Annotated in this window: 26 protein-coding genes and 6 tRNA genes; 24 read left to right on the forward strand and 8 right to left on the reverse strand. The window is 41.4% G+C overall.

The window, feature by feature from the left end:
* Positions 1-96: 96 nt before the first annotated feature.
* Complete coding sequence (locus tag AC4MC0_RS05525) at positions 97-330, reverse strand: sulfurtransferase TusA family protein (protein ID WP_126037172.1); 234 nt, start codon at positions 328-330, stop codon at positions 97-99.
* A 391-nt stretch (positions 331-721) separates the two neighbouring features.
* On the opposite strand from AC4MC0_RS05525, the gene AC4MC0_RS05530 reads away from it, so the two are divergent.
* Both AC4MC0_RS05530 and rhlB read left to right on the forward strand, forming a co-directional pair.
* A complete protein-coding gene (locus tag AC4MC0_RS05530) occupies positions 722-934 on the forward strand; it encodes a cold-shock protein (RefSeq protein ID WP_004648643.1) in 213 nt (70 codons plus the stop codon).
* Positions 935-1,031: 97 nt separating this feature from the next.
* The gene (gene rhlB / locus AC4MC0_RS05535) at positions 1,032-2,183 is read left to right on the forward strand and encodes an ATP-dependent RNA helicase RhlB (protein WP_281963026.1); all 1,152 of its coding nucleotides are present in this window, start codon (positions 1,032-1,034) and stop codon (positions 2,181-2,183) included.
* A 60-nt stretch (positions 2,184-2,243) separates the two neighbouring features.
* Here rhlB and AC4MC0_RS05540 read toward each other — a convergent pair whose 3' ends face one another.
* Entirely contained in the window at positions 2,244-2,624 is a 381-nt protein-coding gene (locus AC4MC0_RS05540; protein WP_491887338.1) for a hypothetical protein, read from the reverse strand.
* Between the two features lie 232 nt (positions 2,625-2,856).
* On the opposite strand from AC4MC0_RS05540, the gene AC4MC0_RS05545 reads away from it, so the two are divergent.
* From AC4MC0_RS05545 to AC4MC0_RS05600, 12 genes are all read left to right on the forward strand, one after another.
* The gene (locus tag AC4MC0_RS05545; protein WP_491887339.1) at positions 2,857-3,432 is read left to right on the forward strand and encodes a nitroreductase family protein; all 576 of its coding nucleotides are present in this window, start codon (positions 2,857-2,859) and stop codon (positions 3,430-3,432) included.
* 23 nt (positions 3,433-3,455) lie between these two features.
* A complete protein-coding gene (locus tag AC4MC0_RS05550; RefSeq protein ID WP_004982230.1) occupies positions 3,456-4,529 on the forward strand; it encodes an NAD(P)H-dependent glycerol-3-phosphate dehydrogenase in 1,074 nt (357 codons plus the stop codon).
* 102 nt (positions 4,530-4,631) lie between these two features.
* Positions 4,632-5,087 carry a phosphohistidine phosphatase SixA gene (gene sixA / locus AC4MC0_RS05555; protein WP_279703134.1) on the forward strand — a complete coding sequence of 152 codons (456 nt, stop codon included), beginning with the start codon at positions 4,632-4,634 and terminating at the stop codon, positions 5,085-5,087.
* A gap of 29 nt (positions 5,088-5,116) precedes the next feature.
* Positions 5,117-6,256 (forward strand): type II secretion system protein GspL, encoded by a 1,140-nt coding sequence (gspL, locus tag AC4MC0_RS05560; RefSeq protein WP_491887340.1) that lies wholly within the window; start codon positions 5,117-5,119, stop codon positions 6,254-6,256.
* Positions 6,256-6,735, forward strand: a complete 480-nt coding sequence (locus tag AC4MC0_RS05565; protein WP_201951864.1) for a type II secretion system protein M — start codon at positions 6,256-6,258, stop codon at positions 6,733-6,735. Before gspL ends, AC4MC0_RS05565 begins: the two co-directional genes overlap by 1 nt.
* 90 nt (positions 6,736-6,825) lie before the next feature.
* Positions 6,826-7,836 carry a quinone-dependent dihydroorotate dehydrogenase gene (locus AC4MC0_RS05570; RefSeq protein ID WP_491887341.1) on the forward strand — a complete coding sequence of 337 codons (1,011 nt, stop codon included), beginning with the start codon at positions 6,826-6,828 and terminating at the stop codon, positions 7,834-7,836.
* Positions 7,833-8,417 carry a CvpA family protein gene (locus AC4MC0_RS05575; protein WP_004696270.1) on the forward strand — a complete coding sequence of 195 codons (585 nt, stop codon included), beginning with the start codon at positions 7,833-7,835 and terminating at the stop codon, positions 8,415-8,417. The genes AC4MC0_RS05570 and AC4MC0_RS05575 overlap by 4 nt, the downstream gene beginning before the upstream one ends.
* A gap of 24 nt (positions 8,418-8,441) precedes the next feature.
* The gene (gene purF, locus AC4MC0_RS05580) at positions 8,442-9,977 is read left to right on the forward strand and encodes an amidophosphoribosyltransferase (protein ID WP_004696272.1); all 1,536 of its coding nucleotides are present in this window, start codon (positions 8,442-8,444) and stop codon (positions 9,975-9,977) included.
* 87 nt (positions 9,978-10,064) lie between these two features.
* Positions 10,065-11,951, forward strand: a complete 1,887-nt coding sequence (locus AC4MC0_RS05585) for a M48 family metalloprotease (RefSeq protein ID WP_491887342.1) — start codon at positions 10,065-10,067, stop codon at positions 11,949-11,951.
* Positions 11,952-12,071: 120 nt separating this feature from the next.
* A complete protein-coding gene (locus tag AC4MC0_RS05590) occupies positions 12,072-12,737 on the forward strand; it encodes a hypothetical protein (protein ID WP_491887343.1) in 666 nt (221 codons plus the stop codon).
* 2 nt (positions 12,738-12,739) lie between these two features.
* Entirely contained in the window at positions 12,740-13,708 is a 969-nt protein-coding gene (locus tag AC4MC0_RS05595) for a 2-hydroxyacid dehydrogenase (protein WP_205667811.1), read from the forward strand.
* A gap of 84 nt (positions 13,709-13,792) precedes the next feature.
* Positions 13,793-15,232: a M48 family metalloprotease gene (locus tag AC4MC0_RS05600; protein ID WP_491887344.1), complete on the forward strand. Its 1,440-nt coding sequence runs from the start codon at positions 13,793-13,795 to the stop codon at positions 15,230-15,232.
* Between the two features lie 169 nt (positions 15,233-15,401).
* On the opposite strand, the gene AC4MC0_RS05605 is transcribed toward AC4MC0_RS05600, so the two are convergent.
* Complete coding sequence (locus tag AC4MC0_RS05605; RefSeq protein WP_004982206.1) at positions 15,402-15,848, reverse strand: GatB/YqeY domain-containing protein; 447 nt, start codon at positions 15,846-15,848, stop codon at positions 15,402-15,404.
* Between the two features lie 33 nt (positions 15,849-15,881).
* On the reverse strand, positions 15,882-16,097 hold the full coding sequence (rpsU, locus tag AC4MC0_RS05610; protein WP_001136722.1) for a 30S ribosomal protein S21: 216 nt from the start codon (positions 16,095-16,097) through the stop codon (positions 15,882-15,884).
* Between the two features lie 145 nt (positions 16,098-16,242).
* On the opposite strand from rpsU, the gene tsaD reads away from it, so the two are divergent.
* Complete coding sequence (gene tsaD / locus AC4MC0_RS05615) at positions 16,243-17,259, forward strand: tRNA (adenosine(37)-N6)-threonylcarbamoyltransferase complex transferase subunit TsaD (protein WP_005400624.1); 1,017 nt, start codon at positions 16,243-16,245, stop codon at positions 17,257-17,259.
* A 568-nt stretch (positions 17,260-17,827) separates the two neighbouring features.
* Positions 17,828-18,478 carry an isochorismatase family protein gene (locus AC4MC0_RS05620; RefSeq protein ID WP_491887345.1) on the forward strand — a complete coding sequence of 217 codons (651 nt, stop codon included), beginning with the start codon at positions 17,828-17,830 and terminating at the stop codon, positions 18,476-18,478.
* 161 nt (positions 18,479-18,639) lie between these two features.
* On the opposite strand, the gene AC4MC0_RS05625 is transcribed toward AC4MC0_RS05620, so the two are convergent.
* Positions 18,640-19,512 (reverse strand): ATP-binding protein, encoded by an 873-nt coding sequence (locus AC4MC0_RS05625; RefSeq protein ID WP_004696288.1) that lies wholly within the window; start codon positions 19,510-19,512, stop codon positions 18,640-18,642.
* 204 nt (positions 19,513-19,716) lie between these two features.
* Here AC4MC0_RS05625 and AC4MC0_RS05630 point away from each other — a divergent pair, with 204 nt between their 5' ends.
* The 8 genes from AC4MC0_RS05630 to AC4MC0_RS05665 all read left to right on the forward strand — a co-directional run bounded on the left by AC4MC0_RS05630 (position 19,717) and on the right by AC4MC0_RS05665 (position 22,947).
* Complete coding sequence (locus AC4MC0_RS05630; protein WP_491887502.1) at positions 19,717-21,228, forward strand: DUF3336 domain-containing protein; 1,512 nt, start codon at positions 19,717-19,719, stop codon at positions 21,226-21,228.
* Positions 21,203-22,027: a serine/threonine-protein kinase gene (locus tag AC4MC0_RS05635; protein ID WP_491887346.1), complete on the forward strand. Its 825-nt coding sequence runs from the start codon at positions 21,203-21,205 to the stop codon at positions 22,025-22,027. Before AC4MC0_RS05630 ends, AC4MC0_RS05635 begins: the two co-directional genes overlap by 26 nt.
* A gap of 107 nt (positions 22,028-22,134) precedes the next feature.
* Positions 22,135-22,219 (forward strand) — tRNA-Leu (locus AC4MC0_RS05640).
* 35 nt (positions 22,220-22,254) lie between these two features.
* Positions 22,255-22,328, forward strand: a tRNA-Trp gene (locus AC4MC0_RS05645).
* 33 nt (positions 22,329-22,361) lie between these two features.
* Positions 22,362-22,446 (forward strand) — tRNA-Leu (locus AC4MC0_RS05650).
* A 189-nt stretch (positions 22,447-22,635) separates the two neighbouring features.
* Positions 22,636-22,720: transfer RNA gene (locus tag AC4MC0_RS05655), tRNA-Leu, on the forward strand.
* Positions 22,721-22,755: 35 nt separating this feature from the next.
* Positions 22,756-22,829 (forward strand) — tRNA-Trp (locus tag AC4MC0_RS05660).
* Positions 22,830-22,862: 33 nt separating this feature from the next.
* Positions 22,863-22,947, forward strand: a tRNA-Leu gene (locus tag AC4MC0_RS05665).
* Positions 22,948-23,076: 129 nt separating this feature from the next.
* Here AC4MC0_RS05665 and AC4MC0_RS05670 read toward each other — a convergent pair.
* The 3 genes from AC4MC0_RS05670 to ahpC form a co-directional block, all read right to left on the reverse strand.
* The gene (locus AC4MC0_RS05670; protein WP_004696295.1) at positions 23,077-23,280 is read right to left on the reverse strand and encodes a hypothetical protein; all 204 of its coding nucleotides are present in this window, start codon (positions 23,278-23,280) and stop codon (positions 23,077-23,079) included.
* Positions 23,281-23,769: 489 nt separating this feature from the next.
* Positions 23,770-24,501 carry a hydroxyacylglutathione hydrolase gene (gene gloB, locus AC4MC0_RS05675; protein WP_279743550.1) on the reverse strand — a complete coding sequence of 244 codons (732 nt, stop codon included), beginning with the start codon at positions 24,499-24,501 and terminating at the stop codon, positions 23,770-23,772.
* A gap of 204 nt (positions 24,502-24,705) precedes the next feature.
* Positions 24,706-25,269 carry an alkyl hydroperoxide reductase subunit C gene (gene ahpC, locus AC4MC0_RS05680; protein WP_004982189.1) on the reverse strand — a complete coding sequence of 188 codons (564 nt, stop codon included), beginning with the start codon at positions 25,267-25,269 and terminating at the stop codon, positions 24,706-24,708.
* Positions 25,270-25,573 lie beyond the last annotated feature (304 nt).

Genomic DNA, 25,573 nt, shown 5'->3' on the forward strand with positions numbered 1-25,573 from the left:
TATCTTAATCCAATCTTCCACTGAATAATGGAAAATTGGGTATAGAAATGTAAACTTTTATGCAAATGTGAATAGACTTAGTGTAATTGAAAAGAATTAAGATTCAATGAAGTAGTGAAATTCATGTTCATTAATTTGTTTCAAAACGCAAGTTAAATGATGGATTTCGCAATAACGCGTGATATCGATCTGACTGTGCGGATCAGACGATTTTAATAGAAAATGCTGCGCTGGGTTCTTTTTAAGTGCGCGTTTAAGCAACAACAGAGGCATAGGACATGGTTGTCCCATTGCATCAATAATGTTGGTATTTTGTTCGATATCACTCATATAGCTAGGGCAGGCTTCACAACATTTAGGTGGGTAGAAATATTAGCAAATTCAGTGCCAAAACCCAAATATTTCATATGTTATAGGCCTATAGTCGCTATATCCAAAATTACAAATAACTAGTTAAAAAATATGCTGAATTAAAAAGACGATTAATCAAAAAAAAGGGTATGAATTGTTTTTAACCCATGTTAAGCTCGTCGCGTACTGGGATTTAACACAACCATAAATTGTTTTAAATCCTATTTTACAAATGGATGTAACCGGGATTTTGTTAATAGTTATACAGAATGATTACAAGCTTAGAAATAATAAATATTTTTAAACCTTGTTTGGTCTGCTGTTTGCAACACCGGGTGGTCCTTCTTTTAGATACAATGAGGATTAACTTATGACAGCTCGTGAACAAGGCGTAGTTAAATGGTTCAACGACACTAAAGGCTTCGGCTTTATTCAACGCAATGGCGGCGACGATGTATTCGTTCACTTCCGTGCAATCCAAGGCGACGGCCACCGTTCACTACGTGACGGCCAACGCGTTGAATTCAGCGTTGTAAAAGGTCAAAAAGGCTTCCAAGCTGAAGAAGTACAACCTTTAGACTAATTGTCTGAACGTACTTTAAAACGCCTCAATGTAAATTGGGGCGTTTTTGTTTATACTACAGATCAATTTTCGTGATTTTTCGTCAGAGCGCACATATATGTCATCAGGTTTTGAAACCTTAAATTTACATCCTCAACTTAAACGAGCTATTGATGCTTTAGGTTTTAAGGATATGACGCCTATTCAGCAAAAGGTTTTAAAATTCACTTTGGCGGGACACGATGCAATTGGTCGTGCGCAAACAGGTACAGGTAAAACAGCGGCATTTTTGGTGAGCGTGATTAACGACTTGCTGAATAACCCAATTCAAGAGCAGCGCTACCGTGGTGAACCTCGTGCCTTGATTTTAGCACCGACTCGAGAGCTTGCACTGCAAATCGAAAGCGATGCGAAAGAACTCACAAAATTCTCAGATTTACATGTCGTGACGCTTTTAGGCGGCGTTGACTTTGATAAACAAAAAGCACAACTCGATAAAAAACCTGTCGATATTATGGTGGCGACGCCAGGTCGTCTGATTGACTTTGTTGAGCAAAAAGAAGTTTGGCTCGACCAGATTGAATTTTTGGTGATTGATGAAGCCGATCGCTTATTGGATATGGGCTTTATTCCTTCAGTAAAACGTATTGTTCGTTTCTCACCGCGTAAGGAACAACGTCAGACTCTGATGTTCTCTGCAACGTTTAGTTACGATGTTTTAAACCTTGCACAGCAGTGGTTGTTTGAACCTGTAACTGTTGAAATTGAGCCAGAGAAGAAGACCAATGCAGATGTTGAACAACGGGTGTACATGGTCGCAAAGTCAGATAAATATAAATTGCTACAAGACATTCTGCGCGATGAGCCTATTGAAAAAGTGATGATTTTCGCAAATCGGCGCGATCAAGTGCGTAAACTCTATGACAACTTAAAGCGTGATGGCTATAAAGTGGTGATGTTGTCAGGTGAAATCGCACAAGACAAACGTTTGAAAATGCTAGATCAATTTAAAAATGGTCAACATAACATCATGATTGCAACTGATGTTGCGGGGCGTGGTATCCATGTGGATGGTGTATCGCATGTGGTGAATTTCACCTTGCCTGAACAGTCGGATGACTACGTACACCGTATTGGTCGTACAGGCCGTGCAGGTACAAGTGGTGTGAGTATTAGTTTTTTATCTGAAGATGATGCGTTCTATCTACCCGAAATTGAAAAAGCCATTGGGCAAAAACTACCACTGACACGTTTAGATGGCTATTGCTAATCGTTTGACGTGATTGGTTTAAAAAAACCGCTCAGATGAGCGGTTTTTTTTATGGTATCTTTATTTTACTTTACACGAGAAAGTCAGGACTGTTTGATAGTCACTGTCTTGGTTAATGCTTGAGTTTGTACCCGAAATAGAACCCAGTACGGAAGCGGCTGCTTGGATCATTTTTCCAGTTTCGTCACTTACAACGCCTTTTAAAGCACCTTGATATTCAGTTTTTTCATCACTCACAATCGCCGTTGCTTTAGAGCCACACGTTTTAGCTGCTGCTTCAATGGCGTTGTTTTTTGCAATCAATGCAGTTTTACCAATACCCGTAACTTCGTATTGATTGTCAGCTTTTTGGATCGCCAAAGAATTGCTTGGTGTCGATGCACAAGCGCTTAGAAGTAGTGTTAGTGCTGCTGCTCCTGCAATAGCGATATTCTTTTTCATTGCATACCCCAGTCATGTTTTATTAAATCATTGTTTATTGGAACATAGCTTGTCGGATGAATCATGTAAGAAATGTATGAAAAATGCAGTCTTATCGAACAGTTTAAAAAGTGCTCAGGATTTTAAAATTAGTTTTGCTGAAACTGGGTATTTCATACTGAAGCGCTAGAGCAAACTTTTCAGAGTGTGCTACTCTAAAACGTATTGTTTAATTTGAAAGATTAAGAGCCTAATGACGGAACTCGCGGTAGATATCGTTCACCAGAATATGCATCAACGTCAATCGATTGGCCATTTGGTCGAGCCTGCTCCCAATGCAGAACAATTAGAGCGGGCATTTCAAGCCGCATTGACTGCGCCAGATCATCATCGTTTAAAGCCGACACGTTTTATCGTAATTGCTGAAGATCAACGTGAGGCATTTGGTGAGTTATTGTCACAGGCCTTGGCTGATTTGGGCGAAACGGAATCAGCGCAATTAGAGCGTGTTAAAAATCATCCTTTTCGTGCCCCATTACTGGTTTTGGCGCTGACTAAATTTCAATCGCATCCGAAAGTCCCTAATTTTGATCAGACTTTAAGTAGTGGCGCTGCTATTCAGAATTTTATTTTGTCCTTACAAGCTCAAGGTTTTTCGAGTATGTGGCGTAGTGGGGCAGTGGTGGAATCGGTGCATTTCAAACAGGTTTTAGGCCTCAGTGCAGATGATTTGATCTCAGGTATTTTATATATTGGTACGGCAGTTAAAGCGATTCCGCCACGTGCTGAAATTCAAACCCAAGATTATGTAAGTTATTGGAATCAATAGTTCCATTTTAGGATATAAAAATAATGTCAGAGTTAAAATTTTCAGATTTGGTTGAACCTGTAGCAGTAGATCAAAAAACGGCACTACGTATTACAGTTTTGGGTGGTGGTAGTTTTGGGACGGCCATGGCGAATACCGCGGTTCGTAATGGCTGCGATACCATGATTTGGATTCGTGATGAAGCGGTTGCGGCTGATATTAATGCGACGCACGTAAATAAACGCTATTTGCCCGATTTTAAACTTGAAGATGGTTTACGTGCAGTTTCAAATATAGAAGAGGCTGTTCGTGATCGCGACATTATTTTGGTGGCGATTCCGAGTCATTCTTTCCGTGATGTCCTTAAACAAATCAAACCGTTTATTACTTCGCAAGCAGTGGTGTCTTTGACCAAGGGTATTGAAGCGAATACTTTTAGTTTTATGAGTGATATTATTCGCTCAGAGCTACCAGAAGTGCCTTATGGTGTGTTATCTGGGCCAAACTTAGCCAAGGAAATTGTGGCAGGACAACCAGCTGGGACGGTCATTGCAAGCCAGTCTGACTTAGTGCGTTATGCGGTACAACAAGCTTTGCATAGTGCCTTGTTCCGTGTTTTCGCCAGTGATGATGTGCATGGTGTAGAACTCGGCGGTGCGCTTAAAAACATTTATGCGGTTGCGATGGGAATGGCTGCTGCATACAAAGTCGGTGAAAATACCAAGAGTATGATTTTGACTCGTGCTTTGGCGGAAATGAGTCGTTTTGCTGTGAAGTTAGGGGCAAATCCACTGACCTTCTTAGGTTTGTCTGGTGTCGGTGATTTATTTGCAACGTGTAGCAGTCCACTGAGTCGCAACTATCAAGTCGGTTTTGCACTGGGTCAAGGCAAGAGCTTGGAACAGGCGACCACTGAATTGGGACAAACAGCAGAAGGCATTAACACCATTGTACAAGTCAAAGCACGTTCTGAAGAGCTAGATGTGTATATGCCGATTACTAGCGCTTTATACAGTGTTATTTTTGAAAATGCGCCACCAATGACAATTGCATTATCCTTAATGAAAAATGGACACCGAAGTGATGTGGAGTTTGTTTTGCCGCATCATGAGGTTTAAAGTCAATTAAAAAACGAAATAAAATGAGCGTTTAAGTGGGTAGAATGACTGAATTGTCATAAAAATTAATTAAAATAATCAGGATTTGAATAAGGATTTTTTATGCAACTGACTTTGGTCCGTCATGGCGAAGCTGCACCACCGATCATGGGGAATGACACTAAACGCCCACTCACTGAACGTGGGCATGCACAGGCAGAGCAAACTGCTGACTTTTTAAAGTCACGGATTCAACCTGATATCTTTGTGGTTAGCCCCTTGCTGCGTGCGCAGGAAACATTGGCACACATCAAACAGCACTTTGCGGATGTGCCTGTCGTAATCTGTAATACCATTAAGCCAGATGATGATGCAAAAGCGGCTGTGGAATGGTTATCACATTTGCCGTATGAGTCTATTGTGGTGGTGTGCCATATGAATGTGGTGGCACATATCGCCTCGATTTTGGTGACAGAATCTTTCAATCCTTATGCTTTGGCTGAAGCGAGGATTTATGAGCAAGCAGTTATCGCGGAAGGCTTGTCGACACAAACAAAAGCATTTATACCTAGCATATAAAAACCAATTAAAACGGCAGAATATAATACATGTTGCAAATTTGGATGCCCGAAGCCGATGGAACATGGCACTGGTCTATAGGGGAAAGATGGCAATCTGCTCATACACTTGAGCAATTGATCCAAGATATACAAGCGCATCATGGTGAGGAAGCAACTGTTTTCTTTCCAAGCCGTGATGTGCAAATTATTCAGCAAAATATGCCTAAGGCCCAATACAAGCAGTTGGGGGCTGAAGGTGTGAAGTATTTGCTCGAAGAATATGTATTGAGCTCAATCGATCAGATGAAAGTATTACATCACTTTCAAGCACCTGAGCAACTCACTGTTTTGGGTATTTCAAAGCATTGTTTAGAGACTTTGCAACATGCCTTGAGTTTGATTCCTGTGAAGCTGGTCAGTCTATTGCCTGATTTTCTGATTTTGCCTGTGCCTGACGCAGAACAGGTAATCTTGGGTTGTATTGAAGAACGACTCCTGTTCCGCGCTAATACTTGGTTGGGTGGATCAATTGATGATCTCTCTGTATTTTTAGATTATCAAGCAGCCAATCAAAAATATAAGATTTGTAACTTGAGTGCTTCACATATGCATAGCTTAAACGCCAGTCTGACGCAGGAGCAGCTTGAGTCTTTCCATTATGAATGGGTGGTATTGCCAAGAGCAAAACAGCATCCATGGAATCTTTTGCCGAAGGTGAAAGAGCAACATGTTTCAACGGGCTATTGGAAAGCCTGTGCAGCGGTATTGGTTGCGTTGATTGTGATCCAACTGACCTACGATGCGACGCGTTGGTATCAAAATAAAAAGCTTGCAGAGCAAGTGGCTGTTCAGGCAGTCGACCAATTTAAATATTGGTTTGGTGCGAATTATCCTGTGACCGAGCAAACCCTGCGAAGCCAGTTTGAATATCAACTGAATATGAATAAACAAGCGGATGCTCAAGCTTTGTCTTTATTGAGTCGTGTTGGCCCTGTGCTCATGCAACAGCAAATTGTGGCGAATCAGGTGGTTTATGAAGCGAATAGCCTAAATATGCAACTTAAAGCCAATTCGGCAGAGGCTTTACAGACACTCACTCAGCAGCTTAATCAACAGGGTTTTCAGGTTGAATTAGGCAATATTCAGCCGACCACGGGTGGGGCAATTGGAATGGTGAAAATACAATAATGAAAGCCATGCAAAATTTACAAACTGTTTTGGATCAGCGTTTAGAGCTGATCAGTACTTATTTTGATCGTCTTACACCGCGCGACCGTGTATTGGCTATTTTCTTGGTTGTTTTTGTATTGGTGAGCTCGATAGGGGCTGCACTTTGGTATACCCATGCTGCGGCAGAAAAACAGCAAAAACGCGTGAACCAGCTCAAAGAAACCATGACATGGATGCAGAGCAATGCAGTCACCATGAAATCGAGCTCAGATGGACAACTAACCCCGATGGAGCAGATCCAACGTATTGCACAGCAGCAAGGTTTGTCGGTTGCTTCGCAGCAGAATGCTGAACAAATTCAGTTGGTCGTAAGCCACGCAAACTATGTAGTGTTAGCCAACTTTTTGACCCAACTAACGCAAAATGGTTTGAGTATTGAAAAAATGGAGTTGGTCTCAGATGCAGGGCAGATTAAATTATCGGCTAGCGTGAAATAATCGCTAAAAATAAAGCCAGACGAAGCATGGTGTTTTAGCGAGGCTATGCCTATAATATGGCGACTTAAAAAGCAGTAGACTTTTACAGATATGTTGTATTCTCTTGCCCGCCCTTTGTTGTTTACTTTAGCACCAGAGCGTGCACATGAGCTAACACTATCGCTATTGAAATCAACGCATAAGCTAGGCTTAATGCGTCAAAATATAGCGGCTAAACCGGTGACATGTATGGGCATCGAGTTCCCCAATCCTGTAGGTTTGGCTGCTGGTCTAGATAAAAATGGTGCTTATATTGACGCATTAGCAGGTCTAGGGTTTGGTTTTATTGAAATTGGAACCATTACTCCACGTCCACAGCAGGGCAATCCTTTGCCGCGTTTATTCCGTATCCCACAAGCTAAAGCCATTATTAACCGTATGGGTTTTAACAACGATGGTGTGGATCAACTGATTGAAAACGTCAAGGCAGCAAAATTTAAAGGTGTTTTGGGGATTAATATCGGCAAAAATGCGGATACCCCAGTCGAAAATGCAGTAGATGACTATCTCATTTGTTTAGAAAAAGTCTATAACTATGCGTCTTATATTACTGTTAACATTTCTTCTCCAAATACTAAAAACCTGCGTAGTTTGCAAAGTGGTGATGCTTTAACCGAGCTGCTAGAGACGCTGAAAAAACGTCAGTTAGAGTTGGCTGAAGAGCAGCAGCACTATGTACCCTTGGTGTTGAAAGTTGCGCCGGATTTGGAAGCGGAAGATATTCAATTTATTGCGAAACAACTGCTTCAGTTTAAAATTGATGGGTTGATTGTGACCAATACGACTTTGTCTCGTGAAGGGGTGGAAAACTTACCTTTTGGTGATGAAGCGGGTGGTTTATCTGGTGCGCCTGTGTTTGAGAAAAGTACAGCGTGTTTAAAAGCCTTTGCTGAGGTTTTAAAAGGTCAGATTCCTTTGATTGGTGTGGGTGGGATTTTGTCGGGTGAGCAGGCGCTTGCAAAACAAAATGCAGGGGCAAACCTTGTACAAGTTTATAGTGGCCTCATCTATATAGGACCAACCTTAATTCAAGACTGCGTCTCTGCAATGAAAACAACATGAATGCCATTGATATCTTCATATTGATTGTATTGCTCATTGGAGGGCTCAACGGTTTGCGTCAAGGATTTGTTAAAGCCTTTGCGAACTTGATAGGATGGATTTTAGCGCTGATTGTTGGTGCTAAATTTGCAAGCGTTCTAGCACCTTCGATGGTCTCACTCAGTGAAGATCCAGTGGTTCAAAAAATTGCAGCTTTTGCATTTATTGTATTGGTTATTGTGGTTTTGACGTGGATAGTCACGGCATTACTGAATAACATATTGAAGAGTTTAAAACTCGGGCCTTTGAATCGATTAGCCGGCGGTGCTTTTGGTTCATTAAAAGGGTTGTTAATTGTTCTGATTACGATGCAAGGTGTCGGGTCTTGGGTTGAAAGCTCTCCATATTGGAGACAATCCAAATTTGTCCAAACACTTTTGCCTTACGCGCCTTGGGCGATGGAGCTTTCTAAAGAGGCTGCAAGCGAGGCGATGTCACATATCAAGTCTAAAGATACACATGTATCTTCAGATTCTTCACCGAAAATTTCCTCGAAAAATGCTGAGGGACAGGGTGAGTCAACAAATAATCCTTTTTATTAATCCTAGCTTGTCTGCGAGGTTGCTATGTGTGGAGTAGTTGGTATAGCTGGTAAATCAGCTGTTAACCAAATGTTGTTTGATGCATTAACGATGTTACAACATCGTGGGCAAGATGCAGCTGGGATAGTAACCTGCCACGAAGGTCGTTTATTCTTACGTAAAGACAATGGCATGGTTCGTGATGTGTTCCACACTCGCCATATGCGTGCATTACAAGGTAACTATGGTATTGGGCATGTGCGTTATCCAACGGCGGGTTCATCGAGCAGCGCTGAAGCGCAGCCCTTCTATGTGAACTCACCTTACGGGATCACGTTAGCGCATAATGGTAACTTAACCAATGCTGAAGAAATTCATGACGACCTGTTTAAAACAGACTTACGTCATATGAATACGGATTCAGACTCAGAAGTACTGTTAAACGTGTTCGCGCATGAGTTGCAAAAACGCGGCAAATTGATGCCTACAGCAGACGACATTTTTCATGTGGTTAGTAAAGTACATGAGCGCTGTAAAGGTGGTTATGCTGTAGTTGCAATGCTTACTGGGCATGGCTTAGTGGGTTTCCGTGATCCAAATGGTATTCGTCCACTGATTTACGGTTCGCGTGAAACTGATGCTGGTATGGAATATATCATTGCATCTGAGTCTGTCGCTATTACGGCACTCGGCTTTAAAGTTGAGCGTGATATTGCGCCGGGTGAAGCGATCTTTATCGACTCACAAGGACAGATGTTTACCAAGCAGTGTGCTGAAGCGCCTGAATACCGCCCATGTATTTTTGAATATGTTTACTTTGCGCGTCCAGATGCGATCATTGATGGCATCTCAGTCTACAAAGCACGTTTAAAAATGGGCGAAAAGCTTGCTCAGAAAATCCTGACAGAGTGGAGTGAAGAGCACGATATCGATGTCGTGATCCCAATTCCAGATACCTCGCGTACCTCTGCACTTGAACTTGCAAATATGCTGGGCGTGAAGTTCCGCGAAGGCTTTATGAAGAACCGCTACATCGGCCGTACCTTCATTATGCCAGGTCAGCAATTACGTAAAAAATCAGTACGTCAAAAGTTGAACCCTGTTGAACTCGAGTTCCAAGGTAAAAATGTACTTTTGGTGGATGACTCGATTGTGCGTGGTACTACGTGTAATGAAATTATCCAGATGGCACGTGATGCGGGTGCGAAAAAAGTCTTCTTTGCTTCTGCTGCGCCGATGGTGAAATATCCAAACGTGTATGGCATTGATATGCCAGCAAAAGAAGAGTTGATTGCATCTGAGCGTACCGTTGAAGAAATTCGTGAAATTATTGGTGCGGATCGTCTAATTTTCCAAGATTTGGAAGACTTAAAAGCAGCTGTGCGCACTAGCAAAGTACCAGATTTACAAGAGTTTGATTGCTCGGTATTTGATGGTAAATATGTTGCTGGTGGTATCGATGAAGCTTATTTAGATGAATTACAGGCGAAACGCCGTGAAACATCGAAAAAGAAAGATAGCTATATTGATGTCAATATTGATGCAGCTTCCGTTGATTTGACGGGTGTGAAAGAAGTGTAATTGATTTAGATTTGAGAAAAGCGGGAGTTTCCCGCTTTTTTCATTTATGATGGATTGATTCAAACAATGTAAGAAAAGGGATTTACATTGAAGGGTGTAAGTTATTCAATCATAAAGAATAAAAACATGTTGTGGTCTGCCAGTATCTGCTTGCTGGCGGTGCTTTTGTCGCTATTTATTTTAAATACTGTAGCTGGACTGCTGGTTTTTTATTTTGATTCGAGTCAAAGCATTTTTTGGCATAGCTTGAGTATTTATATCATTGGTTTATTGCTCTTGGTGATGAGTTATTCCGTGGTATATGAGTTGTATGTGTTTCGTTCGGGTGGACATAGTCTGGCCAAGCAACTGCGTGCACGACGTCTAAGTTTGATTGAAAGTACACCTGAAGAAAGTATTGCACTGAAAATTACAGAAAAACTAGCTGATACTTTTTTAATTGAAACACCTGCTGTCTATGTTTTGCCCGATGAGGTGGGGGTAAATGCCTTAACCGCTGGTTTTTATCCCAAAGATATTGCGATTATTTTAACGTGGGGCGCACTGCAAAACCTCGATGAACTTGAGCTGACGGGGTTATTGAATCATGAGTTTAATCAAATTTTATCTGGTGAGACCGCTGAAAATACACGGCTAAAAATTTTATATAGTGCCCTCACCACCTTTAGTCAGTGGGGCAGTAAAATTGCTAAATTGGGATTTTCAACTCATCATAAAAAGTCGCAAAGTTTTGAAACGACTTTTGTCGCAACAGGTGGTGTGATCTGGCTGATTGGTAGTTTGGGGGTGCTGGTTACCCGCTGTATTAAGTTTCTGACGTTGGGGGGGCGTACTTTAAAAAATGATATGAAAACACGTCGTCTGATGCAAAATGATGCCAATATTCAAACCTTGATGCGTATCTATGTGCATCACGCAGGTTCGCAAATTCACAGTGAATATTCTGAGTCGATTGCACACATGTGTTTTGCCAACTCATTAAGTGCACAAAGTTGGATGAATATTCATCCAAGTATTGAAGAACGTATTTATGAAATGAATCCGAATTTGGTTCAAGACATACAGTTGGAAAATCTAGAAAAACTGCGCAACCGTCCGTTATTTGGTTTGTTTCGTTCCCTAGAAGAGCAGTACGCGGATTTTCAAGCCCCTTGGACTTCACCGCAGCCTTTGCCCTTATTACGACTGTCTCCGATTAGTTTTGCCATTAAAGATGCGATTAAACCGCTTAACCCTGAAGTACGTGCGCATATTGAACGTCCAGAGCTAATTCAGCGTGCTTTACAGACCGCAACAGGTTCACGCGAGCTGATGGTCGCGATTTTGATGATTCGCCAATTTCGTGAGTTCATTCCTGCTGAGGCTGAAGTCAGCCGTGCCATTGTTGATTCATTGTTAAACCTAGATGGTCGTGTTCATATTTCAATTTTCCATGAAGCATGCCGAAATATTGGTGGCATGCCAGCGACAATTGCACGCCAGTTTTTATTAAAGTTGGCGAGGATTATTCAAGAAGACGGTGAAATTGGACTGTTAGATGCACTGCTACTTGAACGGGTTAAGTTTGAGCTGAATTTGTTGCCTGTACAAACACCTGCGGCCCTAGATGAAGTTAAACTGCAGATTGTACGTTTAATTGATGCTTTGTTACATGTGCAACAAATCAATAGCGAAACACAGTTGGAAGTACGAGAGAAAATTTTACGTCGAGTTTTAACTGTGCAAGAGTTAGAGCAGTATGCGGAAATTTCAGATGAGCCGATTGATTTGGCCGAAATTTTAAATGATATGGCGGGGCTGCTACTTCGGGATCGTTTGAGTATTTTGGGGGTGGCTGAAATTTGTCTATGGAACGACCGCATTATTACTCAAGATGAGCAGGATGTTTTGGAGTTGCTTTATTGGCGTCTCGGTTTCGACAGTGAAGAAATTGTTGAACAAATGCAAAAGAAGAATCGCTTGATGATTGTTTAATTGAGGGTTTAATGCGTTCTTAGTATTTGCATACTGTCTATGCGAATAAAATGTGAAAAGAACAGCATCTCTAGGCATTTCTCGATAGAATATGCACTGAATGAAGTGTGAAGGTAAAAGATGATCGGGCATCAGCGTGAGGTTTTGGCGAGTCTAGGAATTGATTTGTGGGTTCCTGATTTTTTGCCGTCTCAACAAAATGCAACCACATCGATTTGGCGAGATCAAAGCACGACTGAGATTATTTCTGAAATTGTGCGACCTCAATCTCAGCCCGAAGCCAAAAGCATTTCTGAACATCCACTTGTACAGAATAAGCTTCCACATCAAGCGCCTCCTGCTGAAATTGCAACGCAGCCGATTGAACAAGAAGTTGTTACAGCATTAAAAGAAGAAATTGTCCGAGAGGCCATCTATGTTGAGGCTTTTCAGTTGCAAGCTATTGCCTTGGAGCACTGTGCCTTGGTCATTGAAGCGACACAATTGAGCTTGGAGCAGCAACAGCTGTGGCAAAATATTGTGCAAGCCTTACCAGCGCAAAAGTATGCGCTGAATTGGCCTTTTCCTTTGTTGAACTTACAAGATGGGCGCGGTGTTCAGAGTTATATTCAAGGTTTCATTGATGGTGTAAGTCAGGGTAAAACTGTTATTACATTGGGCTCTATACCAAATGCTAATGGTATAAAAGTCACACAAGCAGCAAGCTTACAAGAAATGCTTGATCAGCCATTACTTAAAAAAGCCCTGTGGCACATGATGCGAGCAAAACAACAAAATATGGAATAGGTATGAAGCAGAAAGTCGTTGTTTTTAGTCAAATAGATGCAGAAGTATTACAGCGCCTAGAGCACCGTTATCACGTGGTGGTCATCAACCCTAAAGCAGGTGATGTAAATATGCAAATCCGTGAGCAAGTTGCGGATGCGGATGCCATGATTGGTGCAGGGCGTTTACTTAATCAAAACAACCTAGAAACGGCGAAACAGCTCAAAATTATATCTAGTGTTAGTGTTGGCTATGACAACTATGATCTGAACTACTTAAACCAAGCAAAAATTTGGCTCAGCCACACCCCTCATGTGCTAACTGAAACGACTGCCGATTTGGCCTTTACGTTGTTGATGAGTGCGGCGCGTCAAGTGCCTTATTTGGATCAATGGACTAAAACAGGTCAGTGGTCACGTACTGTCGGGCAGGCACAATTTGGTCAGGAAATTTTTGGTCAAACATTGGGTATTATTGGCTTAGGAAATATTGGTGCGGCAATTGCGCGACGTGGTTTTCATGGTTTCAATATGAATATTTTGTATCACGGGCGCCGAGAAAAATTAGAATTGGCACAACCGTTAAATGGGCGTTTTTGCGAATTAGATGAGTTGCTAGAGCAATCGGACTTCATTGTCGTGGCGGTTGATCTAAACGCGCACACGCAGCATTTGATTGATGCAGAAGCTTTTAAGAAAATGCAATCGCATGCTGTTTTTGTAAATATTTCGCGTGGTGCCGTGGTGGATGAGCAGGCACTTATTCGGGCCTTGGAGCAAAAGCAAATTTTTGCAACTGGGCTGGATGTTTATGAAAAAGAACCCTTGCAAGATTCGGCACTGTTCCAGCTTCACAATGTAGTGACGTTACCGCATGTCGGTTCAGCAACCTCCGTAACACGAAAAAAAATGGCAGAGTTGGCTTACCAAAACTTGGTGAAAGCGTTGGAAGGTGGTCAACCTCAATATGTGGTGAATCCTGAATTTAGATAAAAATTTGATAACACTTCATTGCATTTTCATTCAATTATCAATGTTATAGTCATTCGATTCCTTTAAATAAAGTCGGGGTGAGGGTTGAAGCGTTTTCTGTGTGCGTGCAGTTTAAGTCTTATTTCGACTGTTGGTTTTGCAGAAGGTCAATTTCTTACGAATGCCCCACAGTTTAATGTGCCTGAGATTGGTTCAGGTATAGGTTTTATTGACCAATATAATGAGCGCTATATTGGTGAAAAAGTTTATCGTGAAGTACAGCGTCAGCTACCTGTTACGCAAAATCCGTGGCTAGAAGATCAACTGATGAATGCTTTTTCAAGCATTTTGAGTCAAACTCAGCTTGGTCAACCCATTGGTCTGGTGGTCATTAATGACCCGCAAATTAATGCCTTTGCAGTTCCGGGTGGATTGTTTGCATTAAACGCTGGTTTGATTACCAATGCCAATAATATGGATGAAGTTGCCGGCGTAATGGCGCACGAAATTGCGCACGTCACACAGCGCCACTACAGTCGTTCGCAAGAGGCGTTTAAGGGGCAGGGATTACTCGCGCTGGCAGGGATTTTGGTTGGTGCTTTGGTTGCATCTCAAGCAGATGGTGATGTCGGTTCTGCGGTCATGGTGGGTACGCAAGCCGCACTCATGGACAAGCAGTTGTCTTATAGTCGTAACCAAGAGCGTGAAGCTGACCGTATAGGGATGCAGTACATGTATAGCGCTGGTTATAACCCGCAAAGTATGGCTGATTTTTTTGAAGTGATGCATCGCGCAACCAGCCGAGTGAGTTTTTTACCCGACTTTTGGTTCACACACCCACTCACGACTGAGCGAATGAGTGAAGCGAGACTTAGGGCGAATCAATTACCTAAAGTGAAATCTACTTGGCGTGATGAAGACTTTGAAATCTTGAAGCTGTATACCACGGTGATCTCGAATCAGGCGACAGAACAGCAACTACAGATGCTGGTGAGTCGTAACAGTTATGCGGCACAACTGGCTTTGGCTAGTTTTTACCTCAAACAAGGTGACTATAAACTTGCTCAACAAGTGTTAGATCAGGCCAAGTCACATCAGAAATTACATAACCTACAAACCTTGATTCAAGCTGATATTTTACTTGGACAAAATCGGGTGAATGAAGCTCTTACCGTGATCCAATCACCTGCGAGCATCATGCCTGAAAATCGGGCTTTAAATTATAAATTGGCTGAAGTTTATATTCGTCAAAATCGACCTGAGCTTGCGCAGCCTGTACTCAATCGTTTTTTGAAAAATAATCCGCGTGATGTGAATGCGTGGAGACTGATGCAGCAAGCTGCGAGTTTAGATAAAAAGTCGCCAATGCATACCATTAATGTTTTGCGCTATCGGGCTGAAGTGCAGTTCTGGTCGGGCTTTGAAGAAGAAGCGATTAAATCTTTATTGCATGCTCAGCGTTTAGCGAAAGATAATGAAGCAATGTCAGCGACCATTAAAACGCGTTTAACCCAAATGCAAAAGGATCGACAATTTAGAGCTTAGAAAAGTGGTATTTCAAATAGAGGGGTAAAACAGAGATGAGTCAGGAGCTGTTTTAAAGCTGAGAATGAATAGATAAAATAAAAAGAAGAATAATAATTTTTATATAAAGTAGAACTTTGAACTGCCTTTTTAAGGTCAGTTCAACGTAATCGATTTAAAGATTTTTAAATTAAGCCAGTTTTGCTTTAATTTTTGCTGAAACTTGAGAAGGATCGGCGCGCCCGGCTATGAGCGGACGCAGAGAATTCATCACCTTACCCATATCTTTCATGCTAGTAGCTTCTTGCGCTGCAATCGTTTGCGCAATCATAGAATCAAGTTCTTCCTCAGTCATAGCTTCTGGTAGAAATTGAGATAAAACCTCAAGTTCGGCTTGTTCCTTACTAGCTAAATCTTCTCGACCAGCGCCTTCAAAGGCTTTGATCGATTCTTTACGTTGTTTAATTTGTTTTTCAATGACCGCAAGAACTTGAGCGTCGTCAAGTTCTTTGCGCTCATCGACTTCGATTTGCTTAATTGCCGCCTGTAGACCACGAATTACCGTTAACTTATCCATTTCTTTAGCACGCATAGTGGCTTTCAAAACTTCAGTTATTTGGCTTTTTAAAGTAGTCATTATTTAGTCCAGGCAGTCAATCACAAATTAATCTTAGTAAAGGCGAGTAGTACGTACTGATTCACGCGCCAATTTCTTTTGGTAGCGTTTAACAGCAGCAGCTTTTTTGCGCTTACGTTCTTGAGTTGGTTTCTCGTAGAATTCGCGCTTACGTACGTCAGCTAAAACGCCCGCTTTTTCGCATGAACGTTTGAAACGACGGATAGCTACGTCTACTGGTTCGCCTTCTTTCAATTTAACTTGTGGCATGAAGAATCCTCATTAAGTTATGGATAAGATCTGGGCGACATTGCCCTGATCACAAGTGAAGGTCAGTATTTTACTCATTTACATCTCATACCACAAGTCTATAATGGTTCACGCAATAGATTTGATACAGGTTATAGGCAGTTTAATGATCGTTTTAGGCTTAGAAACATCTTGTGATGAAACAGGACTTGCCCTTTATGACAGCGAGTCGGGTTTACGTGGGCAAGTGCTGTACAGCCAAATTAAACTGCATGCAGAGTATGGTGGTGTGGTACCAGAGTTGGCATCGCGTGACCATGTGCGTAAGCTGATTCCTTTAATGAATCAACTGCTTGAAGAAAGTGGTGTAAAAAAATCTGAAATTGATGCCGTGGCATATACGCGTGGCCCAGGTTTGATGGGTGCGCTGATGACAGGCGCGCTGTTTGGTCGAACTTTGGCCTTTGCTTTAAATAAACCTGCAATTGGTGTGCATCATATGGAAGGGCATATGTTGGCACCACTTTTATCGGAAACGCCGCCAGAATTTCCTTTTGTAGCACTTTTGGTCTCAGGCGGACATTCTCAACTGATGGCTGCCTATGGGATTGGACAGTATGAATTGTTGGGGGAGTCGATTGATGATGCTGCAGGTGAAGCCTTTGATAAGGTTGCGAAAATGATGGGATTACCGTATCCAGGTGGTCCAAATATTTCAAAACTGGCTGAGCAAGGTGATCCGAATGCCTTTGCTTTCCCACGCCCAATGCTGCATCAAGGTTTGGAGTTTTCATTTAGTGGTTTAAAAACAGCCGTATCTGTGCAAATGAAAAAATTAGGTGATGAAAACCGTGATGCGGATATTGCAGCGAGTTTTCAAGAAGCCATCGTGGATACCTTAGTTAAAAAATCTGTGAAAGCATTGAAGCAAACAGGTTTGAAACGTTTAGTGATTGCAGGTGGTGTTAGTGCAAATAAACGTTTACGTGAGCGTTTGGAAGCAGATTTAACCAAGATTCGTGCGCAGGTCTACTATGCCGAGCCTGCACTTTGTACAGACAATGGTGCCATGATTGCTTTTGCTGGTTATCAGCGCTTAAAAGCAGGGCAGCATGACGGTTTGGCAGTAACGACAACACCACGCTGGCCAATGACTGAGTTGACCAATCCCAGTGAAGTCTAAGACTTTCATTTGATAAGCTTAAAGCCTGACTGAATGTTGGGCTTTTTTATATTTAGGTCTTTATCACAAGGCTTTTCAAAAAACGCTGCTTAGACTTTAAAAATATTTTTTGACTTACTTAAATGTAGCTTAGCATCAAGTTAAAAGTATTTACCCATAGGTTTATCCATAGAAATTGGGGATAAGTATGCCTAGCGTAGTTTTTGATTGATCTCAAAAGATTAAAACTTTGAGTATTTTGATTTCAATTGAAATTCTATTTTATATGGTTTTAAGGTATTGATTAATATTAAGAGTTTGTATTTTTCTTAAGTTTTTATTTCTATACGAGGATAAAACTCAAAGCCACGAAGGCCAATTACAACACGTAACATGATTTAGCTTTCTGAGCGCAAAATTATTCATTAGTTTATATGAAAGGCAGATATAGATTTTCTTAAAAAATATCTTGGTCGTATAAATCATAAAGCTATGACGGTCTGTCTTAGGAACTTTCATTACAACAATGGAAGTACATAATTAGAAGAGTATTTAGAGGTGTTACCCATGGCGGCTACTAACTAATGGAATGCTAGACCCTGATGATTCGATAATTCTACTGATTGATCATCAAAGTGGACTTTTTAATACCGTACGCGATGTACCTGTACCCGACTTACGCAATTATGTGATTGCAATTGCAAAAGCGGCAACTTTATTAAATATACCTGTAATTACCACGGCTTCTGTACCGGATGGCCCCAATGGCCCTTTAATTCCTGAAATTCACCACTTTGCTCCGCATGCAGTTTATGTACCACGAACTGGACAAATTAATACTTGGGACAATCCCTTATTTGTAGATGAAGTTAAAAAAACGGGTAGGAAGACACTGATTATTGCGGGAACGCTGACCAGTGTATGTATGACTTTCCCTGCTGTAAGCGCTCGTAAAGAAGGTTATAACGTTTATTGTGTTGTGGATGCATCAGGCAACTGGAGCAAATTAGCTACAGATACATCAATTGCTCGTGTGACCCAAGCGGGCGCAATTCCAACCGATACTTTTGCAATCGTGGCCGAGTTAATGCGTACTTGGAACCGTCCAGAAGGCTCCCGTTTTGCTGAAATTCTTTCAGATCGTGTCTGCCCAGAATATAAATGCTTAATGGAGAGTTATGCAAAAGCACAAGCTGTGGTTAAAGATGGGCCAGAAACAAACTTAGATAAATATCAATAATCAGATCAAACCTATTTGAACTGATATTTATCCCTAATTTTCAAAGAAATAACCCAAATTCTAATGCGGAATTTGGGTTATTTCTTTGATCAGACTGAACTATTAAATATAAAAATAATTGAAATAAAATAGATGCTTAAGCGCCGATCAGTATTTTTATACTAAAGCTGTTTTAATTGTTGTGAACCGACCCAGTGTTTAGAAAATTGATACGCAGCACGTCCAGAGCGTTGTCCACGTGCTTGACACCAACGAAGCGCTTCGGCTCGTACCATATCGTCCATGGAGATTTGAGCTTTTGCTAAGTAGTGCTGCACAATGTCCAAATATAAGTTTTGATCCATTGGATAAAAAGACAGCCATAATCCAAAACGATCGGAGAGTGAAATTTTTTCTTCAATCGCTTCTTGTGGATGCAGTTCAGTGTACTGCGGTACATCGACTCGAGTTACAGGCGTGTTTTCATGCATAAACTCTGGTAGCAAATGACGACGGTTACTGGTGGCATAAATAATAAAATTACTTGAACCTGACTGCAAAGACCCATCTAGCACACTTTTTAAACTGCGATAGTTTTCATCTTCGGCGTTAAAAGCCAAGTCATCACAATACACAATAAACTTTTCAGGGCGCTCTGCAATTAGCTTTTGAATTTCAGGCAGTTCGGATAAATCATCACGTTCAATTTCAATCAGCCTTAAGCCTTGCTCTGCATATTCCGTTAATAAAGCACGCACAATAGAGGACTTGCCTGTCCCGCGAGAGCCCGTCAGCAGAACGTCATTGGCAGGTAAACCATTAAGAAACTGTTCTGTATTTTGCAGTACTTTTTCTTTTTGACGCTCAATGCCTTTTAAATCATTTAATTCGATTCGTTTGAGCTGATGAATGGCTTTTAACTCGCCATTTTCCCATTTAAAGGCAATCGCTGAAAAATCAGGTGCTTGTTTAACTTCTGGTAGGCTTTGCTGTAGTTGTTGGAGTACAGTCGATAGTGCTTCTAAGATATTGTTCGGTAGGTCAATGGTCGCCATGATTAATCAGCTTATAATTACACTTGTCGTCGATCTTAACATCCGATCTAGTCGTATCAAACCCTTAACGTGGTGCAGATTTGCCAATTTTAGGCTTGAAATGGCAATTGTAATGCTCACATAATTTGCACATAGTCAGTTAGACTGACGGTTGAACATGTCAGTGAAATTTTAGGAAAACAAAAAAAGTGGGTGAGTATGAATATGTTGTTTAAAGATTTCACACGGGAAATCAACCCGCACCAAGCCTATCGAATCAAAAAACTGAAAAACCAATTGGCTCAGGCAGAGAACTATACTGAGTGGAAAAGCATTGCACTTAGAATTGATGAAGAGTCAGGGGCGCAAGAGTGGAAGTATGACAACTGTTCACCTTATTTCGATGCAGAAGTGATTACCCATCGTTTGGGTTTGTTGAAGCGTTATCGCCAAAAAAATCGTACGACCGATTTAATGTACCTACTACGTGAAGGTCTGAGTTATGACATTGCCAATATTGCTCACCCCATGCTGTTTACTGCAACCTATGTCGGCACCAAGAAAATTATTGAAGACTATATTGAAGAAGTTAGTCGAGGTTTAGCATTTGTAGCATCTACGGATTGCCAGTGTTTGGACAAACAGCAAAAAATTGAATTTTTTCAGCACTGCCAAAAGGCCTTTGGGCAACCGGCCATGATGTTTTCAGGCGGTGCAACATTAGGACTGTTTCATACAGGTGTGTGCAAGGCTTTGCTTGAGCAAGACCTGATGCCGAAAGTGCTGTCTGGTTCAAGTGCAGGTGCGATTATGACAGCGATGCTGGGGCGAGCAACGCCTGCAGAAATGCTAAGCATCTTAAATGGTGAAAACTTTTTCACCGATGCTTTTCAATTTCGAGGCTTTCGTGAGGTCTTAAAGGGCAATGGTGGTTTAGCGGATGTAAAGCATTTAAAAAACTTTTTAATTGCAAATTTGGGTGACGTTACCTTTGAAGAGGCATTTAAGCAGTCAGGCTTGTATAACAATGTCGCGGTTGCACCTTATGATGCCTCACAAAATCCACGCATTATGAGTACCTTTACTTCACCTGACTTATTGGTGTGGAGTGCGGTACTCGCGTCTTGTGCAGTTCCGATTCTATTTCCACCAGTCAAGCTGACTAGTAAGCGACATGATGGGTTGTATACACCTTATATGTCATCTACGCGCTGGGTTGATGGCAGTGTGCGTAGTGATTTCCCGCAGGAAAAAATGGCGCGTTTATACAATTTAAACTACACCATTGCCAGTCAAGTGAACCCGCATGTGGTGCCGTTTATGCAGTCGGATGAAGCACGGTTTCGTAAAGATATGTTGAGCTGGCCTGAGCGGATTGTACGCCGACAAGGCAAAGTGATTAGTAAAGGGGTGATGGACTTTGCCCGTGAGCGTGTGGGGATGATTCCACCGATCCGCCGTTTACTGGATCATGGCTATGGCGTGGTCGATCAGCGTTATTATGGTGATGTGAACATTGTGGGGAAATATGGCCTGCGCCATTATAGCTATATGCTGCAAAATCCAAGGCCACACTTGTTTAAACTTTTACAACGTGAAGGTGAACGTGCAACTTGGCCAAAAATCTCAATGATTGAAACACATGCCCGTGTTGGGAAAACCATTCAACATTGTTTAGAGGTCTTAACTGCATTGGATACGGCAGAGATGAATGAATCCGAATTCTTGGCAGTTTGATCGACAAGAATTAAATGCTCTCGCGATGTCACTTCATACTCCGACTCAGCGTTTGGGTTGGGGGCGAAGGCTTTATCGCTTTGAAGTTGCAGGGCAGGGGTATTGGTTAAAGTATCAGTCGCTATCAGAGCATGCGGCGCTAATTAACGGCTTTGACGCTGAACTTAGTTTTTATCAACATGCACTTGCGATGCTGCAACTGCCGAAGTTCTTGCCTGAAGTGCAAATCCTTGAAAATTTTGAGTTTCACTCAGAGCAGGTGAAAGTCGCACTCATCTTAAAAAATGTTCCATCATTACTTATGGCGAATCCCCGTCAGTTAAGTCGAGATCATGTCATTCATATCATCTTTAAAATGCTGAATGCAGTTGAAGAATTACATCAGATGGGGTGGATTCATGCTGATTTAAAACCTTCACATTTTTTGTTAGACGGTTCTACATGTAAGTTAATTGATTTTGAGCAGAGCCAAAGAATTGGTGAAATAAGCTGTCAAAAGGCTCTAACAGCGACACCGCGCTATATGGCACCTGAATTATTTCATGGTGAAGCAAAGACCGTACAAACAGACCTGTATGCACTCGGGATCATTCTACTTGAGTGGTTGACTGATCAACGTTTGCAGGCAGCAAGCTACCAAGATTGGGCGTATTTACACTGTCAGTCTTTGAAGATAGCACTTCCAGAACCTTTTCAGGGTTTTAGTCCACTTTTACATGGACTTTTGGCCAAGCAAAAAAGCCAAAGATGGCAAAATACCATGGCTGCAAAACGATGCTTAATGACTGAAATTGAATGAGAAAAAGCCAAGCATAAAGTTTTTGTTTCTTATTTAATCAAATGAGTGTGTTTTTCTTAAAAATTGCTTGTCATGCGAAAATGATCCCTATAGTATACACAGCCATTGGGGACGTGGCGAAATTGGTAGACGCACTGGATTTAGGTTCCAGCGCCGCAAGGTGTGAGAGTTCGAGTCTCTCCGTCCCCACCATAAATCATTTGAATTAAGATGGTTTATAAGGCAATAGAGGATTGGTGTAATGGTAGCATGACGGTCTCCAAAACCGTTCGTCAAGGTTCGAGTCCTTGATCCTCTGCCAACTTAAAGTCTAACGCAAAGTTAGCACCCTGATGGGGACGTGGCGAAATTGGTAGACGCACTGGATTTAGGTTCCAGCGCCGCAAGGTGTGAGAGTTCGAGTCTCTCCGTCCCCACCATCAGTAATGAAGCAAGGTATTAAGCCTTGCTTTTTTATTGCCTGAAATTTAGTGAAGAACGGAATAGCCTTTTTATACAGATAGAACATAAAAATAGATTCAACTGCTGATTTTATGACAGAAAAGCAGGTGATTGCTTATAAAAGCGCTTGTCATATAGTGTCTATCGCTATAATATACACAGCCATTGGGGACGTGGCGAAATTGGTAGACGCACTGGATTTAGGTTCCAGCGCCGCAAGGTGTGAGAGTTCGAGTCTCTCCGTCCCCACCATAAATCATTTGAATTAAGATGGTTTATAAGGCAATAGAGGATTGGTGTAATGGTAGCATGACGGTCTCCAAAACCGTTCGTCAAGGTTCGAGTCCTTGATCCTCTGCCAACTTAAAGTCTAACGCAAAGTTAGCACCCTGATGGGGACGTGGCGAAATTGGTAGACGCACTGGATTTAGGTTCCAGCGCCGCAAGGTGTGAGAGTTCGAGTCTCTCCGTCCCCACCATCAGTAATGAAGCAAGGTATTAAGCCTTGCTTTTTTATTGCCTGAAATTTAATAGATGATTCATATATAAAAAAAGCCCCTCTAAGGGGCTAAATTTTGATTCATCACGCGAAGTAAGTATGGAGCAATTTAGGCTTTCAAATGGTCTTCGAATTCTTCACCGAGCTGCATGGCCAAGTTATTGCCCGCTAGATCGCAGGTCACCAGTCCATATTCTTTTTTAAAGCTAAAAGTAAAGCCACGGTTGTCTGCTAAGGTTTTAACTGAATAACCTAATTTCTCTAGCCAAATGCGAAAGGCGATGAGGTTTTTTGCTTTCACTACTTTTTTCACGAGGATATTCCTTTTTCACTGATAAATTATTAATAGGGATATTTCACGCTTTTTTAAAGGGGATTTTTTTATATATTTTTGTTTTTGTCTCTTTTTAAAGCAATCTAAACTAAGGCGAAAACGTATACAAAGCATAAATGAGAGTATTTCATTGTTTAAAATAATTTTATCATGATGAAAAATAAGAATATTTTGAGATGAGTCTCAATACTTTAGAATTATGTGCATTCGTTGTAGAGAAATATTTTGTCGTAAATAGAAATGTAATGATTTTTTTCAAAGGCTGGGTACTTTGAGACAGTAATGCCATTCAGTCTTGCTCGTGATCATTCGATTATGGCATCGTGTGGTTTGAAACTGCATTGGTTGAAATTTTGAGAGCTTAAAGGTTAAGGGTAGAAGCCCCAACTGATCGTTTTAACTCAATAGAAGCATACATACATAATAGGAGACTGCGTTCGTTAGCAGTCTCTAGAAGGGGGAGACCAATTAAAATTGATCCTTCAGATCACGTAGTCTTTTAAACTCTTCCACATTTTCTGTACGTAAAAAAGGATTGGTTTCAAGTTCGATTTCAATACTGCTAGGAAGGGTACATTGACCCAAATAGCGCATGGTTTCGACACGGTCTAAACGCTCTTGAATAGCGATATTGTCTGGTTCGACTTGGTTGGCAAATTTCGCGTTAGAGAGCGTGTATTCGTGCGTACAATAGACTTTTGTTTCGGCAGGCAAAGCCGCTAAACGATTGAGCGAATGGTACATCTGCTCATGTGTACCTTCAAACACTCGCCCACAGCCCATAGCAAACAGAGTGTCACCGCAAAATAAAGTCTGGATAGATTCAATAAAGTACACAATATGGCCCAGTGTGTGGCCAGGAACTGCTAAAACATCGATATGTAAATCATGAAATGAGAAATAGTCATCATCCATCAATGCATGGGTGATGAATGGAATTTTAGATAATTCCTCACGTGGCCCATACACAGGAATATTCCGACTCGCAATCAGGTCAGCGACACCGCCAATATGGTCTTTATGCCAATGAGTAAGCCAAATTTGAGCAATGCTTAAGCCATGTTCAGTGCAATAATCTTCAACTAATCCAGCCTCAGTTGGATCAACCACCACGACTTGCTTTGATGAGGTGTGTTCCAGTAGCCAAATATAGTTTTGGAGTTGGTTTTTCACATCAATCATATGAACTTGATAAGTCATTTTTCTTCTTCAAAGAGCTGCATGTATTCATTCTACTGTAGCGGGTACACGCACTGAATTCCAGTCATGAATTATGTGTAACGCATAAAGGATAGCTCTTTCTTATTCTGTATTTTTCTCTTTCTTGTCATATTGTGCTGTTATCTTGGACATAAAAAACCACGCTAAAAAGCGTGGTTTTTTATGTGTTCAATCTAATTTAGATTAGATTTTACCTACTAGGTCGATTGAAGGAGCAAGAGTTGCTTCGCCTTCTTTCCATTTAGCTGGGCAAACTTCACCTGGGTGAGCGTGCACATATTGAGCTGCTTTAACTTTACGAAGTAATTCTTGAGCATCACGGCCAATACCACCAGCGTTGATTTCAACGATTTGGATTTTACCTTCTGGATCGATTACGAAAGTACCACGGTCAGCAAGACCAGCAGCTTCGATTAGAACGTCGAAGTTTTTAGAAAGAGTCCACGTTGGATCGCCGATTAATGGGTATTGGATTTTACCAATAACTTCAGAAGTGTCGTGCCAAGCTTTGTGAGTGAAGTGAGTGTCAGTAGAAACACCGTAGATTTCCACGCCTAATTTTTGGAATTCAGCGTAGTTGTCAGCAAGGTCACCAAGTTCAGTTGGGCAAACGAAAGTGAAGTCAGCTGGGTAGAAGAATACTACAGACCATTTGCCTTTAAGATCTGCTTCAGTTACGTCAACAAATTGACCGTTGTGATATGCAGTAGCTGCGAATGGTTTTACTTCAGTATTAATCAAGCTCATCATTGTCTCCATGATTGGGGTTTGTATTTAATGTTGAATAGGGTATCGAAATTTTTGTTATTGCTGAAACAGTATTTTTACATTACAAGAATCGGAAAAACCGAATCTTACTCCAGACTATTTCAGCTAATGTGATCATTCTGTTCATTTAGCATGATAAATATGATGACTAAATGACAAAATCATCTATTCCGCAACTCGTTTACAGACATGATGTCCCTAGGCTTAAAATTCAAGGGGATATTTGAAAAAAAGTTAAAATTAAAAAATTATGCTGTACTTTCGCTTCGCTGTATTACCACGT

It is taken from the genome of Acinetobacter sp. CAU_H_S139_7 (genome assembly GCF_058599305.1).